Origin of the sequence: Burkholderia sp. 572 (assembly GCF_040545135.1) — a bacterium.
GTDB lineage: Bacteria > Pseudomonadota > Gammaproteobacteria > Burkholderiales > Burkholderiaceae > Burkholderia > Burkholderia cepacia.
In genome coordinates this window covers 30199-44454 of record NZ_JBEPLH010000035.1, presented here as the reverse complement: position 1 = coordinate 44454, position 14256 = coordinate 30199, and the positions used below count along the sequence as shown (strand labels likewise).

The 14256-nt window shown below is 59.2% G+C and carries 13 protein-coding genes; 4 read left to right on the top strand and 9 right to left on the bottom strand.

Annotated elements, in window-relative coordinates; genetic code table 11:
• Positions 1 to 90: 90 nt before the first annotated feature.
• From ABIC51_RS37770 to ABIC51_RS37760, 3 genes are all read left to right on the top strand, one after another.
• Positions 91 to 1200 (top strand): alkene reductase, encoded by a 1110-nt coding sequence (locus tag ABIC51_RS37770; RefSeq protein ID WP_146254964.1) that lies wholly within the window; start codon positions 91 to 93, stop codon positions 1198 to 1200.
• 380 nt (positions 1201 to 1580) lie between these two features.
• Entirely contained in the window at positions 1581 to 2789 is a 1209-nt protein-coding gene (locus tag ABIC51_RS37765; RefSeq protein ID WP_354006999.1) for a MalY/PatB family protein, read from the top strand.
• Positions 2790 to 2847: 58 nt separating this feature from the next.
• Positions 2848 to 3066, top strand: coding sequence for a tautomerase family protein (locus ABIC51_RS37760; protein WP_047902686.1), 219 nt, complete (start codon positions 2848 to 2850; stop codon positions 3064 to 3066).
• An 86-nt stretch (positions 3067 to 3152) separates the two neighbouring features.
• Here ABIC51_RS37760 and ABIC51_RS37755 read toward each other — a convergent pair whose 3' ends face one another.
• From ABIC51_RS37755 to ABIC51_RS37730, 6 genes are all read right to left on the bottom strand, one after another.
• Positions 3153 to 3338 (bottom strand): hypothetical protein, encoded by a 186-nt coding sequence (locus ABIC51_RS37755; protein WP_354006998.1) that lies wholly within the window; start codon positions 3336 to 3338, stop codon positions 3153 to 3155.
• A 230-nt stretch (positions 3339 to 3568) separates the two neighbouring features.
• A complete protein-coding gene (locus ABIC51_RS37750) occupies positions 3569 to 4462 on the bottom strand; it encodes a TraB/GumN family protein (RefSeq protein WP_165940678.1) in 894 nt (297 codons plus the stop codon).
• 53 nt (positions 4463 to 4515) lie between these two features.
• Positions 4516 to 5172, bottom strand: coding sequence for a GAD-like domain-containing protein (locus ABIC51_RS37745; protein WP_234044167.1), 657 nt, complete (start codon positions 5170 to 5172; stop codon positions 4516 to 4518).
• A 24-nt stretch (positions 5173 to 5196) separates the two neighbouring features.
• Entirely contained in the window at positions 5197 to 6582 is a 1386-nt protein-coding gene (locus ABIC51_RS37740; protein WP_354006997.1) for a polymorphic toxin type 15 domain-containing protein, read from the bottom strand.
• Complete coding sequence (locus ABIC51_RS37735) at positions 6575 to 7996, bottom strand: DUF2169 family type VI secretion system accessory protein (RefSeq protein WP_354006996.1); 1422 nt, start codon at positions 7994 to 7996, stop codon at positions 6575 to 6577. The genes ABIC51_RS37740 and ABIC51_RS37735 overlap by 8 nt, the downstream gene beginning before the upstream one ends.
• 4 nt (positions 7997 to 8000) lie before the next feature.
• Entirely contained in the window at positions 8001 to 10112 is a 2112-nt protein-coding gene (locus tag ABIC51_RS37730; RefSeq protein ID WP_354006995.1) for a type VI secretion system Vgr family protein, read from the bottom strand.
• Positions 10113 to 10245: 133 nt separating this feature from the next.
• Here ABIC51_RS37730 and tssF point away from each other — a divergent pair, with 133 nt between their 5' ends.
• Positions 10246 to 12123: a type VI secretion system baseplate subunit TssF gene (gene tssF / locus ABIC51_RS37725; RefSeq protein ID WP_354006994.1), complete on the top strand. Its 1878-nt coding sequence runs from the start codon at positions 10246 to 10248 to the stop codon at positions 12121 to 12123.
• Here tssF and ABIC51_RS37720 read toward each other — a convergent pair whose 3' ends face one another.
• The 3 genes from ABIC51_RS37720 to ABIC51_RS37710 form a co-directional block, all read right to left on the bottom strand.
• Complete coding sequence (locus tag ABIC51_RS37720) at positions 12124 to 12696, bottom strand: hypothetical protein (RefSeq protein ID WP_323632168.1); 573 nt, start codon at positions 12694 to 12696, stop codon at positions 12124 to 12126.
• Positions 12697 to 12716: 20 nt separating this feature from the next.
• Complete coding sequence (locus ABIC51_RS37715) at positions 12717 to 13094, bottom strand: DUF3592 domain-containing protein (RefSeq protein WP_323632169.1); 378 nt, start codon at positions 13092 to 13094, stop codon at positions 12717 to 12719.
• Between the two features lie 300 nt (positions 13095 to 13394).
• Positions 13395 to 14252, bottom strand: a complete 858-nt coding sequence (locus ABIC51_RS37710) for a DUF4238 domain-containing protein (protein ID WP_354006993.1) — start codon at positions 14250 to 14252, stop codon at positions 13395 to 13397.
• Positions 14253 to 14256 lie beyond the last annotated feature (4 nt).

The following is a 14256-nucleotide window of genomic DNA, read 5'->3' as shown; positions in this document are numbered from 1 at the left end:
CAGATTCCCGGCTGTTAGATAGCCATCCGTTTCATTTCGCATTTAACCCGACACTCACCAGCGCCCTGGCGCACCTACATTTTGAGCAACATGATGAGTAAATTGTTTACGCCCTACGATCTCTCCGGGACGCAGCTCGCCAACCGCGTCGTCATGGCACCGATGACGCGCACGCGTACGCCCGATAACATTCCCAACGATCTCACCGCGCTCTACTACGCGCAGCGTGCTTCCGCCGGCTTGATCATCACCGAAGGTCTTCCGGTGTCCGAAGAGGGCCGAGGCTATCTGTATACGCCGGGTCTGTACACCGACGAGCAGACGGAAGGATGGCGGAAGGTCACCGACGCCGTGCACAAAAAGGGCGGCAAAATCTTTGCCCAGCTCTGGCACGTTGGCCGGCTGTCCCACGTTTCCATCCAGCCTGGCAATGCGGCTCCGGTGTCGTCGGGCGAAGTGCCGGCGACCACGACCATGGTCTACGCGTGGGTAGAACCCGGCAAGGAGGGCCCGGTCTTCCCGAGTGTGCCGCGTGCGCTGACCACGGACGAAGTGCAACGTGTCACTCAGGACTTCGTTGCATCCGCGCGTCGGGCGATGGACGCAGGCTTCGACGGCGTGGAAGTGATGGCGGCCAATGCCTTCCTGTTCGACCAGTTCCTGAGCAGCGCGCTGAACACCCGCACCGACCAATATGGCGGTTCCATCGCTAATCGTCAGCGCTTTTTGCTGGAGACGATCGACGCCCTGGCGGACGCCATTGGCGGTGAAAAGGTGGGCGTGCGGGTCTCGCCGTTCGGGCGCATCTACGATATGGAGGCCTTCGAAGGGGAAGCGGATGCGTGGGCGAGCATGGCCTCTGCCTTGAACGAAAGGAAGCTGGCGTTCGTGCACCTGAACTATCAGACGACCATTTCGGCAGCAGGTACTCCGGATGGCTTTGGTGCGGCCTTCCGCAAGGCCTACCAAGGCACGCTGATCGGCGCCGGCGGCTTCACGCAAGAGCTCGCCGAAGCCGAACTGGCGAAGGGAGAACTTGACCTGATCGCGTTCGGCACGGCCTTCATTTCCAACCCCGATTTGGTGGAGCGGATGAAGAACGGTTGGCCGCTCACGGAGCCCGATCGGTCGACCTTCTATGGCGTCATTGGTGCCAAGGGCTACACCGATTATCCGAATTTCGAGCAAGAAACCGCGTAATCGGACTGAAATGCCGACGCATCATTCCGGTCCCCGACATAAACGCGAGATGAGGTACGGCGGGCTCGGACTGCTTGCATGGGAAGTCTCCGAATCAACTTTTCCAAGTCGTTCGAAGTGCTTCCCATCGGCATTTAATAGCATCAGAAGATCTGGCGAAACTTGGCCGTCCGACCATGATCCGGACCGGCCGACGCGTCGCCTCAGGTTGCATGCCACATTCAGACTCCCCATCGACGTCAATGCAGGCCTTCGAAGCTGTTGCGCGTCATGGGACCGAAAGGTCAAGCGGATATGCCGTCGTCCGTCGGTGCGATAGACCAACAGCTGCATCGCGCGAGGCTCGTTGAACGCTTGATCTCGTACATGGAGAATCCAGTATGGGCTATAACTTTGATCGCTCGATCTCCCGCCGCAACACAAATGCAATGGCGGAGGAGGGTTTCGCGAATTATCTGTTCGGAGCGGATGCACCTGCACTTGCACTCGAGGTGCCGAGAGAAGAGCTGATATCGATGTGGGTCGCCGACATGCAATTCGCCGCCCCCGAAGCCGCCATCGACGCCATTACCGAGCGCCTCAAACATCCCATCTTCGGCTACACGGCGGACCTGGACGAGCAGCTCTATCAGGCTTTCCGCTCCTGGTGTGCGCAACGATACAGCTGGCATTTCGCTCGCGAGGAAATGCAGGTCTCACTCGGCGTCATACCTGCCCTCTTCGCGCTCGTAGAATATGTGTGCCGCCCTGGCGACAAAGTGCTTAGTCTGACGCCGGCCTATGGATACTTCAAACACGCGGCGCTTCAGCGCGATCGCGAATTCGTGACGTCGCGCATGCTCGCATCCGACGACGGCAAGTACTCGATCGACTTTGAGGACTTCGAAGCGAAAGTTAGCGATCCGGCGGTGAAGCTCTTTTTCCTCTGCCACCCTCACAATCCGACCGGCCGGATCTGGACAAGCGACGAGCTGCGCCGAATGGGTGAACTCTGCATCGCAAACGGTGTGAAGATTGTTTCTGACGAGATCCATTGCGACTTGCTAAGAACCGGAAATGCACACACGCCGTTGGCGAAGTTGTTCCCGGGTAGCCCGGACATCATCACGTGCATGGCCGTTAGCAAGACGTTCAATCTGGCAGGAATGATGATCGCGACCGTCATCATCCCGGATCCGGAATTGCGCTCGGAATGGAAACGGCGCCACTACCCGTTCGTGAACCCGCTCAGTCTCGCCGCCGCCATCGGTGCGTACCGCGATGGCGCTCCGTGGTTGGATGCGCTGCGGCTGTATCTGGACGAGAACTTCGCCCTGACTCAACACTTTCTGAGCGATCACTTGCCAAAAGCAAAATTTCGCGTTCCGGAAGCGACTTATCTGGCGTGGATCGACCTACGTACCTATTTCGACGATTCAGTCAACCTCACGCGTTTCTTTCTTGAAAAATCAGGCGTCGTTCTGGAAGGCGGAGAGATGTTCGTCGAGAACGGCGACCGCAGAGTGCGACTCAATCTTGCGTGTCCGCGGGCGCAGCTTCAGCTGTCCCTCGAACGAATCCGAGATGCAATTGTGAAGCAATGCCATTGAATCAAGCAGACGTAAGGCAAGACAGCTTCATCAATTCAAACGAACCCAAGGAACACTTATGCCGCTCATTAACGTAAAAGTCATCGAAGGCGTTTTCTCCGCAGCCGACAAGGAAAAGATCATTTCTACCCTTACCGACGCCATGGTGTCGATCGAGGGCGAAAACATGCGGCCCGTTACCTGGGTCATCGTTGAAGAAGTAAAGAGCGGTGACTGGGGCATTGCCGGCAACGCACTAACAACCGAGAGGGTTAAGGCACTGGCCGCAGGCCTGTAACTGGCTGGCACTGAACGGGCTCCAGCGGCAGTGAAGCGACCATCGCTTATGCCGTTGGAGCCCTTTTTCATTGCTTCCACGGCATGCTACCTAAAACGCGCAGCCAGCGCGATTGATCGAGTGGGCCAGGTCACCGCTCCGAATTTCAACAGCCGCCCAGTGCGAAAGTGAGCATGACGACAAGAGGCGCCTGAGATCACAACAACCAATCCGCCGATCTTTGCGGCGGCTTGCGCGTCAAACGGCAGCGGCAGGTCGGGCGTGATCGTCATGCGGGCTTGCTGCGTGATTTTCGCCTCGGTCGCTACACTGCTACAGCGATGGTGAGAACCCCACAGCCGAGAACGGATCGTAGGTCGACACCGGATGCGAACATGCCAGAAGGTTCCATGGGGACGCCCTCCCGTTTATAAGCACTCGAAACTACTTTACATAACAGATACTAACGTCGGAACTGGTTTGCATTTTCAACGTGCTGCGTTTTTCTGGACCGGGCCAAGCCTTAAGGTGTATCGCTAATGGCCACACTTGGCCAATCTATCGCGTCGACCTTGTAACCTCGTTCACGCAGGAGCGTGATCAGCCCAGATGGCCCAGGAAAATGCATCGCGCCCACCACGACGACGGCATGGCCGTCCTTGAGGATTGCGTCGAGACGGGGAAGCCATTCGACGTTTCGTTCGTCAACCATGTACCTCGTGAAGACCGTCGCCGCGGCCGGTGAACCGAGGGACTCGAGGACCTGAATGCGAATGGCGTCGTAGTCGCCGACGTTCAACGCGTCACGGGTCTGCTCCAACACTGTTTTCGGATCGTGCGCGAGCGCCCACCTGAACCCGCTGACGTCGAAGCTGGCCGGTACCTTTCTACGCTGCAGTTCGACCCAGTCAGCATCCTCCAAGACCTCTGGGTGCAGAGCAAGTGCGACGGGGGCAATACTGTTCAGATAAGCGTCCCGCGACGTTGCATGACGTGGTAGCGAGCAAATGGTGTACGCGAGGCCGTTCGACTCATGCGGAGTCGGCTCTTGGAGCAAGTTCCGAGCAAAAGTCTCCGTCAGTCCGGCACAATTGGCCCGCCGCAGATAAATATTGATCTCAGCGTCAGTTAGCGATTTCGCCCAGTGCTGCGCAGTACCGGATCCTGAAGACGTGTCGGCCGGCAAGGTCGAAAACCCGCTGTGCTCGATGACATAGTGGCGGGCCCCAGCAAAGATCGACGGTGACGGTTGGTTCAGGCCCTCCACTGGCACGTGTAGAGAGCCGACAAGAATGCTGGACTGACCATTAGGCGCCGTTACTCGCAGTACCGGGACGCTGGGGGTCACGGCCGTCGCGACGGTGGAGGCAGCCACCATGACCACGGCAATGGTATGGCCTACGAATTTTTTAAGCATGCTCGTTGTTTGGGATCGTTGACATACCATGCGTCATTTCCGCTATTTTCCTGCTACAGCAATCCCGCACCGCGAGCGTCTTGGGCAATGTCGCGCATAACTTGCAGTTCCGTCACCTGAGACAAAATGTCCAGATGGACATGCGCATCGAGTTTTTGAAGGCGCTCGAGCGCCGGTGTCCCGCCGAGCGCGAGCGCGGGGACGAACCCGTACATCGTGGTGTGATCGAGAGGCCCCAGCTTGTCTAGTGCACGCTCAAAGAGGGGCGCCTCTTCGCTATCCAGCAGATCAAACATCTCTTTGCTGCATGTACTAAAAAAGAGCTGGATAGTGAGGTCCGGGCCGTCCTCTTCGAACTCTTCCTCGTCAAAGGACGGAAAGATCATGCCATACGGGGTTTTGACTTTCAGAGACTGCCCGGTCTTCTCGCCCCACAGGATCAATCCACCAAAGGCCGTACGCGCAATGACGTAATACGCATCGCGCTCCATGAATTCCGTCTCGCCGATCCACGCTTCCAACTCGTCTTCCCATTCGTCCGGGTCGACCGTCCAGAGCAAGCCGTTGGCATAGCCGCACCACCCGTACTCCTGCCAGTATTCCAGTAGCTTGTTCGGCAACTTGCCCCGGAATTTCTCGATTTTTTCAGAGGGAACGTCGCGTCGATCTATTGCTGGCCCGAATCCCTTGTACCCCAAGAAATTCTCCATGAAATTATCCATTGCGCTTCCTCACTATTGGCATCGCTTAAGCTTAGCGTTCATTTTAGTACCCCCCCGCTCTGCCTCAGGGACTTTTTTCGCCGCATCGTCAAGCTCAGCTACGCGATCCTTCCACTGCGATCCGATGGACGAGTTGACGCCGCGATCACCCATCATGGTGACGGCATCCTTGCCACCTGCGATCATGTCTGGATTATGCAACGCAGCCAGCGTGCTCATCCGATCTGCCGCCATTGCTTGGGCCTGTTTCGTGGCGCCCTCGCCGGTGATACCCTGCTTGCTCAACGCCTTTTCAAACTTGGCGGTCAACTCGGCTGAGTACGCAGCTCTCGCCTCGGCCTGCGCGGCGCCAGTGCCTGCCCGACCGATCTGCTGATAGCGCGCTCGCCCTTCGAGATACTCTTTCACGCTCAGGTCGTTCAAGCCCTTTTCCTGCTCGAGCAGCTGACGGTCATACTCTTTCGGGTCGCCCTTCGCGTTCTTCTTGAAGCACTTCACCAAGTGCTCTTTCATCCGCTTCAGCTTGACCTTCAGGCCGTCTTTGCCCTTCTCTGCCGCCTCGCCTTCCTCTTTCAACTTCCGGAGTCGTTCCGCTTCCGCCTGGGCTTTCTTGGCCTCTTCGGCCTCCTTCGCCAATTTAGCCGCCTTCGCCGCCTCTTCAGCCTCTTTCGCCACCTTGGCCGCTTTCGCTGCTTCTTCCGCAACGTGCGCGCCCTTGGCGAGACCGACCGCACCTTTCGCAAGCTTGCCGGCCGTGGTCACCACTTTCCCACCAGGAATCATGCTCGCGGCAGATAGTCCTGCCTCGACCATATTCCCCTCAGCGGCGTAGATCCCGGCATCCACCGCCCCGCTCACGACGGAGAGGCCTGGCACAAAGCTCGCGACGCCTAGCACGCCGTGTACCCACGGACTCGCCGCACCCCACCAACCCTCTTCCTTGGGTGTCTCCGGATTGACCGGTGGATTGCTGCTGGCGCTCGGCTTGCCCCCTGCGATCGATGCGCTCGGGGCAGACTGAGTCACGTAGATGCCCGGGCAATTCCCGCTATTGAGCGTGCACGGATCTCCTTCGCGAATGACCGGCTTGCCCGTGATGCGAACCGTGCTCGAACCCTTAACCGGCTTCACCTCACCACTCACCGTCCCGCTCTTCACACCGTTACAGGATCCTGCGGCATCCCCTTTGCAGCTCGGCTGGGTGCTCTGACTGAGCACGTAAGCCGGATCGCCGTTGAATCGGACGTTCGGCACCGTACCCATGCTACTCGACAGGTCCTCGGTCACTGGGTAGGGCAACGGGGGTGTGCTGCTGCCGACTGGTGTTTTGTTGATTGACGGCGCGGTTGAAACCGCCTTGAACGAACTGTTCTTTCGAGCCCCGAGGTGATCAGCCATACGCCCTCCCCTCGCCTTGCGAGCTCGCCGACGCCATCAGGTCGACGTCGCTACGCTCGAGCATGCGCAGTTCGACGGCACGCACGCCAGGTTGCTTGGCCAGTGTTGCTCGCCACACGCACGACACTACGCGTTGATCAGGATCGATCAGCACGGTATCGAGTCGCGCCTCCAACTCCCCGATACTCCCGTTTTCGAACCGCACCAGCACAAACGGCAGGTGGCCGGGAAGAGTCAATGTCAACGTGACATTGCCAGAGGCGTCCTTCGTGGCACGGGGCGTAGCCGGCGCGCACAAATTCACCAGTTCGATCTGCTCATCGCCTCGCAGCACATCCACCTGCTGATCCGGCCAGGCCGCATTCCAGACGGCAAAATCAAAATCCTTCGGCAAGGACGCGTTGCTTTCGATGAACGCGCGATCGATGGTGCCAACCAGCTTGGCGCGTTCGGGATGCCCTTTCGGTCGAATACCGAGCCCGGCGACGAGCGGCGCCGTATCAGCAAGTTTTCCGACTCGCCCCGTATCGAAGTCGGCCACGGTAATGGGCTGCGCCGCATATTCGATTTGCGGCGCAGCGACAACGTTGATACCTGTCGCCTCCAGATACCAGTCGCGTACGAACCCCTGTCCCGAGACGTTGGCTGAAAACGCATCATGGGCGACCGGGGCATTGGGCGCGTCGGGGTGGGTATCCGCCTGGTCAGGCGTCAATCGTTGCTTCTTTGCGACCCGCTCGGCCGCCTTGCTGCCGATCTCGATACGACATTGGCCGCCGAACGCATGCTCTAAGTTAACCTGAATATCGCGTGCTGGCAGCGGAGACGTTAATTGCCATGCCGGCAGGCGGAAGATGCCCAGAGAGCCAATTTTGAGCAGCGCGGCCGCGAGACGTCGCAACCCCGTCCGCCGAACGAAGTGACGCTCCCCCGTCACAACGAGCGTCTTGTCGATCAGGCGTTCACCTTGCGGTAGCGCCTTCTTTGCTCGCTCGACCTCCGCTTTCCACGCACTGATCGCCTCTGGCGAAGCGGGCATTAACGGATTGAGTCCATGCGGCTCCAGCGGCAATGGCACGGGCGAACCCGGTCGACTCACCCCAAGCCGTACGTCGAACTTATTTGGAGCGCGCCCGTCCGGCCCCCTGGGCGGATAGGCCGTCGCGTTGACGATCACGTCGCACCGCGGCTTGTACTGGCACAAGTCCGATTCCTGTCGAACACTGCCCTGCATGTCCGGACCAAAGAATTCGTCTGCCTCACACAACGGTTGTTGCACGTCAGAGAAAAAGAGGTCGCGCGAGTCGTTCCATGTCAGGGTCTGCCGCAAGACCACGACATGAAATTCCTGCTCACGCGCATCAACACCAGCGAAGGCCAGCGCTGGAAAGGGAGTGTGGTTGATGAACTCCATCGGATCAGTTCACGTCCACGTCTTTGCCGTTGATTTCGATCGGACCAGAGCCTTCTATGAGCAGCTTCACGCCCTTAAGGGTAATGTTGCCGTCCTCGTCCATGCGAAAGGTCGACTTGCCGACCGTAACCTCGAACACCTTGCCGGCCTTGATCGTATAGGACTGCCCCACCATCGACGTCTTGGACAAGCCCACTTCTTCGGCACTGGCCAACCCAGCAGTCGTGTTGACTGCGCCAGCGACCGTGACCTGATATCCACCGCCAACGGTCAGTGCCTTCGCGAGCCCAACCGTCTCGGTCGAGGTGAGCGCGATCACGAGGTTCTCCATCCCGTGGATGGTCTCGTTCCGATTGCCGCCGACCGTCAGCGTCTCGTTATTGCCGACGCGCTCGGTACGATCCACACCGATCGTGATCGTCTCATTGTTGTCGACGGTTTCGGTTCGATCATGCTTCACGTGCACCGTTTCGTCGTGGTCGATATTCTTCGTGCGATCGTTGCCGACCCAGTGCGACTCGTCGTGCTCGACCTCGAGGCGCTGATCCTTTTCGGCGTGCAACCAGACTTCTTCCGAGCCCTTCTTGTCCTCGAAGCGTATGGCGTTGGCGGTGTTGACGTTCCCGGTCTTGGTCGATCGCGTGAGAATCCCACTTTGCGTCGCGTTCCCCGGCAAAACCCACGGCGGCATGTTGGCTGAGTTGTATACGCTCGAGATGATCAGGGGCCTGTCCGGGCTACCGTCGAGGAAAATTACGACGACCTCGTCACCGATCCGCGGGATCTGGATCATGCCGAAGCCCCGCCCTGCCCACGGCTGCCCGACCCGCACCCAGCACGAGCTACCTTGATCGCGCTTGCCAAGCCGATCCCAGTGGAATTGCACTTTCACACGACCCAGGTTGTCGGTATAGATTTCCTCTCCCTGAGGCCCGACGACGACGGCAGTTTGAGGGCCGATGATCGATGGCCGCTCGATCGTAAACGCCGGGCGATACGGGATCTTCTTGCGGATGCAGACGAAGCTGCACTGGTACGTCGCGCCACCTTCGCTGGCCTGGTAGTTGTTCGTGCCACTGTGCGTGACCGTCGTCAGCAGGAACTGGCGATCCTCCGCCTTCGAGGTGCAATGGTCGTAGTGGTCATCGAGTTCGAAGTACCGGCCCGGCGACAGCCGCCGGCTCGTGCTCGTGCCGATAAAAACCTTGCTGTGAGCAGCGAGCGCTTGCGTCCTGAAACGCGTCAACGCTTCGCCGCGATCGCTGTCCGGAAAGCCGTGCTCGCCCAGGTAATCGTAGACTTCGTACGGCGGCACTTCGCCTTGGTCCACTTCCGTGCCACCCGAGACAAACCGCCGCGCGTGCGGCACCTTGTAGTCGAATGTCTTCAATCCGACGCTGCTCGATTCAAGTTGCCGGCTCGCCTGGAACGACGTGACGACCGCAAAACTGTCGAGTGCCTCGCCTTTCGTGTATTGCAGCGTGGGGCTGCGGCCGCTGATCGACTTCGCGGCGATCGAGTTGTCCGAGATGACCAGTTTGTGACCGTCTTTCGCATGCTCGAAAAAGAAGAACAGCCCGTCTTCCTGCATCAGCCGCTCAACGAACTCGAGGTCGGTTTCGCGGTATTGCGTGCAGTAGCTGCGATTCTTCGTCGCTTTCGACAGCCGGAACTCAAACGACGCAATCTTGCCGTACTCACGAAAGACCTTCGCGAGAATCGCCTCTGTGTTTTCTTCCTGAAAAATGCGGATGTCGCGGCTGCGCGAAAGCATCCACAGCCATGGCACGAGTGTCGCGCTATAAATCGTGAAGCTACCGTCGTGATCGAGATGACTGAAGTTCGCGACGTAGCCGTGGAAATACCGTTCTTCCGAGCTCGCCAGCGCGTCGGTGAGCTGTAACGTAATTGTCACTGGCTGGCCGATCAACTTCTTCAGTTCGATATTCGGGTCTTGCGAAGCAAGCCGAACGTGAAACTCGAAATTTTGCGATAAGCCTTCATTGCCTTGAAAATCGACCAGCACGAGATCCGACCGCCCTTTCATTGGCGTCTGAATGGTGAACAGTCGGTTGCTCTGTAGCCCAAAGAAACCCGGAATATCTGACAGTTGCATGGCGCCCTCGGAACCCCGCATAGGAACGGCAGGATATTATTCGTCGGTGGATTTTAAACTGCCTGCCCCCGGAAGGATCAAGTTTTGCGTTTCTTGAACCTTGCATATGGGGACGGAGCTGTATGGAAGGTGAATGGATAACCTGCTACCCCACTACGAATACGAGGTTGGCCTGCTGTTACGCGGCATCACCGAATTTGCTCAGCGCTATCCGAAAATCGGCGCGCGGCTTGGGATCGCAAATGGGCAAGGCGATCTGCATGTCGACCGGATGGTCCAGACGTTCGCGCTGCTGGCCGCCCGTGTCGATGCGAAGCTTGAGGACACCTATCCGGAGTTCACGGAATCGCTACTCGAAGTGTTGTACCCGGAGTACTTGCGGACGCTGCCTGCGTGTGCAATCGCGCAATTCGACCCGACAGATCTCTTCGGTCAGTTGACGACGCCGCTCTCGATGCCCCGCGGCACCTTGCTCGACGCCAATGCGGCGCCGTGCCGGTTTCAAACCACGTACGACGTGAAACTGTCGCCTTTGCGGATTGACTCTGCGCGCTACGCGCCGGCCACACTGGCGCCGTCCGTGGTCCAGCTGCCCGACAAGGTGGCAGGCATCCTCTCGATTACGTTCGCGAGCGAGTCGGCGACCGAGACCTTCGATGACGCAATTCCGCATGGCTCTGTCCGCGTTCATCTGACCGGCGATCGACCTCGAGTTGCCGCGCTCGCCGATGCACTGTTGCTGCAGGCCGGAGCAGCATTCGTCGAAGTCGAGCAAAGTGGTCGGTGGTCGAAATTATCTAAGATCCCGATCGAATCGGTGGGCTTCGACGAGAATGAACGGCTGATTCCGAAAGAATCGGTGCCGACCTCGGACGCGTACCAGGTTCTGCTCGAATCGTTCGCCTTCCCTGAGAAGTTCGACTTCATCGACATCGATCTCGGGCGGATGCGTCGCGCTGCGCGTGCGCCGACGGCAAAGCGCCTCACGTTGCACGTCGCGATCCAAAGCGCGCGGCTGCAGGCGGCCACCGCGGCGACCTTGACCGACCTGGACGCGAGTGCATTCCGATTGTTCTGCACGCCCGTCATCAACCTATTTAAGCGCAATGCGACGCCGATCCAGTTGACGGGCGCTGACAATGCGTACCCGGTCGTGCCCGAGCCGCTGGAAACCGGTGCCCCGCTCAACGTGTATTCGATCGACGCCGTCCATCTGGGCGACCGGGCTGAAGCTGAACAGGACAAGGACGCGCCGTCGCCAAGGGATCTCGCGCGCACGACCGTGCTGCCGTACCGAGCCTTCAGTCATGGGCGCCCGGCCGATTCCTCGATCGTATACTGGACCGCGTTTCGCGCCCCCCACTCGGCGGCAGGACCGGCGCGCTCGTCGCTTCTGCTCTCGCTGGTCGGTCTGGACGGCGGTAGTGTCCTGCCGAAGCATCCACAGATCGAGGTCAACGTGACGGCCACCAACGGCGACCAGCCGTCTCGGTTGCCGATCGGCGCGCCGGACAGCGACCTGCTACATGAGGGCGCAGCGCTGACCTGCCCGATCCGGCTGCTCACGCGGCCGACGCTGCCGAGCACCTTGCCGCGCGGGCACGACTCGCTTTGGCGAGTCGTTGCGGGCATGTCCCTGCATCCGTTTGACCTGACGCAAACCGGCCTGAAGGCATTCAAAGACTTTTTGCGGTTGCACGCTCCGCGCGCAAACATCGTCGCGCAACGCAGCATCGATGCGATCATGGGCTTAGATTACGCGCCGGCGATCAGGTGGATGCCGCTCGACAACCAATTTCCGTCGTTCGTGCGGGGAGTTGAAGTCGTGGTATCACTGGACGAAGGCATGTTGCGCGACGTCTCGCTGCACGTATTCGCGAGAACGCTCGACACGCTGTTCGCTCCGTACGCGCCGACGAACAGCTATGTCGAATTAGTCATTCGCTCGTCGCAGACGTCCGGTGAACTGCTGCGATGTCCTGCGCGGCCGGGAACGCGCCCGCTGATCTAGTCAATGCAGGTAGCCGACGAGAATGCCGGCGCCAGCACCCGCTTGCAAGCCAACGGTAGTGCCGCCCATGACGAGAATCGCCGGCGCGTGCGCGATGGCGATCTCGGCGAGCCAGGACATCGCGGGATTCGACAACCCTAGCGCGAGCTGCGCGGAATTGATTCCAAGGATCATGGCCGATCCGGCCTTACCGTATCCGATGCCTACACCGCCGTCGAGATACACCGTGGCACCCTGGAAATCGGACTCGGCAAGTTCAGTGCCCTGAAACGCGGGCGCCATGTAGATAAGCCCCGCGCTGTCGAAGGACTTGGCTGAGCCTGCGCCTCCGACTTCACGCCCGGCGATCTTGGGGATCTTGATCTCCGGCAAGGAAAATCGCGGGAGCTTGATCTTCGGGACACGAAGCCCGAAACCAATGCCGACACCCACGCCTCCATAGTAGAAGTCTGTTTCTTTGCCGGCGGGATCAGCGAGAACGATAGTGCCACCCGAGGCGACGACGAACTCGATGCTGACGCCGCCCGTGGCACCCGTCTTGTAGCTCCAGTTGCTGGGTCTCAGAATTGACACGGCCGATCCTCTCAGTGCTGTTATTTTTTGGGCGGGAGATTCATCAACGCGAAGAGAATGAATCCGACGCCGAATATGGCCGCCATCAGCGTCCAGTTCCACACAGCGCCAAGCTTGTCGATTGTGGCAGTCCGTGCCGGCGCCTCCGGCTGATACAGCACCGTGACCTTGTCGCCGACCTTGGTGCCGTAGATCATTCCGCCCTGCGGATACGATATACGTTCACCAGTTTTCGTCACGAATTCGATCTGAGGGTGGCTTCCGCCGGCATTGAGGCTGACGACCTCACCGGGGACCGCGATCGCCGTCTGCAGGAAACCTCGGGTAGACCATCCGATGATCGCCGCAATAATGAGAAAAGCGACGCCGATCGCTATGCCTGCAGTAGCCTTGAACATGTGCCCTCTCGATCTCTCACATTTCCAGCCCGAATCTCGTCGGCCTGCTTGCGAAGGATTTTAGCGCACTGCCCTCCGTAGAAAGCGCCCTCGCCTCACAGGTTGTCAACGGGAGGCAGAGGCGAGGGCTACCCCTATGGCCTTCGCGGCAGCCCTCTGGGTCACGGGAGGTTCGGTTTTGCCCATCACCAAGCGAGCATAAGCGCTGGGCACTCTCTCAAGACTTGATGGCATCGTAGCAGAGCACTTCGCGCCGTCGACCTCGTTTGACGATTTTTCATCGTCGCCGAACAGGGGCGGTCAGTTGTTTCGAGCGAGCACGCAATCGTCAGGGAAGAGATTGAGGCGGGACCGCAATCGCGAATGCATAAATTTATGTTCGCTGTAGTCGACGAAGCAGCGGGTCCAATCATGTGCGATCACGAATCTGCGGCTATGAGCCAACGCCGTCAAGTTGATGACCTTCATCACGTTCGGCCGTGCAACGTCGATGTCGGACGCACCGAGTAAGGCCAGAGTCGGCGTCAGGGGAATATAGAAATTCGCCGGAGTATCGGGCACCAGAAATTCCCCCGCGTCCGGGCTCGCGCGGCACAAGCGCCACTTCAACGCACCCTGCTCCCTCATGGCCACCATGATCCCATGTTCAATATGAAGCCCAGTGGCCTGACGACTCGGTATCGAATTCTCTTCGTCAATGTAGAGCGTATGCCACGCCTCCAGGCGCTCCTTAAAATCCCGGGTCAGGTCTGGAGTACCGCGGCCGGCATTGAACTTGACTGCAGGTTCCGGACTATCAGCGTACCTTGCTCGCCCTTGCCAGAGTGCGTAGAACCGAGTGATCAGCCGGTGATTCAAACTCAGCCACCGCGTGTCACCCTTTATCAGCCGCTCGGCGAGGGACTGGAAATCACATTCGATGCTTGCACCAAAGCCCCCTTCGGCCCGCTGATCCCACACGTGGTTGGCACAAAAGAGCTTGTTCCCGGCATCGACGTTGTAGATGACCTTCTTTGCAGCGAGACTGAGCGCCGACAAGCCCGTTTTCGGATTGCGGAACCGCTCAATGCTTGCTCGCGGGAAAATGTGCTGGTTTCGCGTCAGCTTGTAAGGGTTACCCTGCTGAACGGGCTCTGGCTTGTGCTTGGTTTGTTCCATGGTT

Coding starts and splice junctions, on each gene's coding strand:
- ABIC51_RS37770 (WP_146254964.1), top strand. CDS start 91: ATGATGAGTAAATTGTTTACGCCCTACGATCTCTCCGGGACGCAGCTC.
- ABIC51_RS37765 (WP_354006999.1), top strand. CDS start 1,581: ATGGGCTATAACTTTGATCGCTCGATCTCCCGCCGCAACACAAATGCA.
- ABIC51_RS37760 (WP_047902686.1), top strand. CDS start 2,848: ATGCCGCTCATTAACGTAAAAGTCATCGAAGGCGTTTTCTCCGCAGCC.
- ABIC51_RS37755 (WP_354006998.1), bottom strand. CDS start 3,338: ATGACGATCACGCCCGACCTGCCGCTGCCGTTTGACGCGCAAGCCGCC.
- ABIC51_RS37750 (WP_165940678.1), bottom strand. CDS start 4,462: ATGCTTAAAAAATTCGTAGGCCATACCATTGCCGTGGTCATGGTGGCT.
- ABIC51_RS37745 (WP_234044167.1), bottom strand. CDS start 5,172: ATGGAGAATTTCTTGGGGTACAAGGGATTCGGGCCAGCAATAGATCGA.
- ABIC51_RS37740 (WP_354006997.1), bottom strand. CDS start 6,582: ATGGCTGATCACCTCGGGGCTCGAAAGAACAGTTCGTTCAAGGCGGTT.
- ABIC51_RS37735 (WP_354006996.1), bottom strand. CDS start 7,996: ATGGAGTTCATCAACCACACTCCCTTTCCAGCGCTGGCCTTCGCTGGT.
- ABIC51_RS37730 (WP_354006995.1), bottom strand. CDS start 10,112: ATGCAACTGTCAGATATTCCGGGTTTCTTTGGGCTACAGAGCAACCGA.
- tssF (WP_354006994.1), top strand. CDS start 10,246: ATGGATAACCTGCTACCCCACTACGAATACGAGGTTGGCCTGCTGTTA.
- ABIC51_RS37715 (WP_323632169.1), bottom strand. CDS start 13,094: ATGTTCAAGGCTACTGCAGGCATAGCGATCGGCGTCGCTTTTCTCATT.
- ABIC51_RS37710 (WP_354006993.1), bottom strand. CDS start 14,252: ATGGAACAAACCAAGCACAAGCCAGAGCCCGTTCAGCAGGGTAACCCT.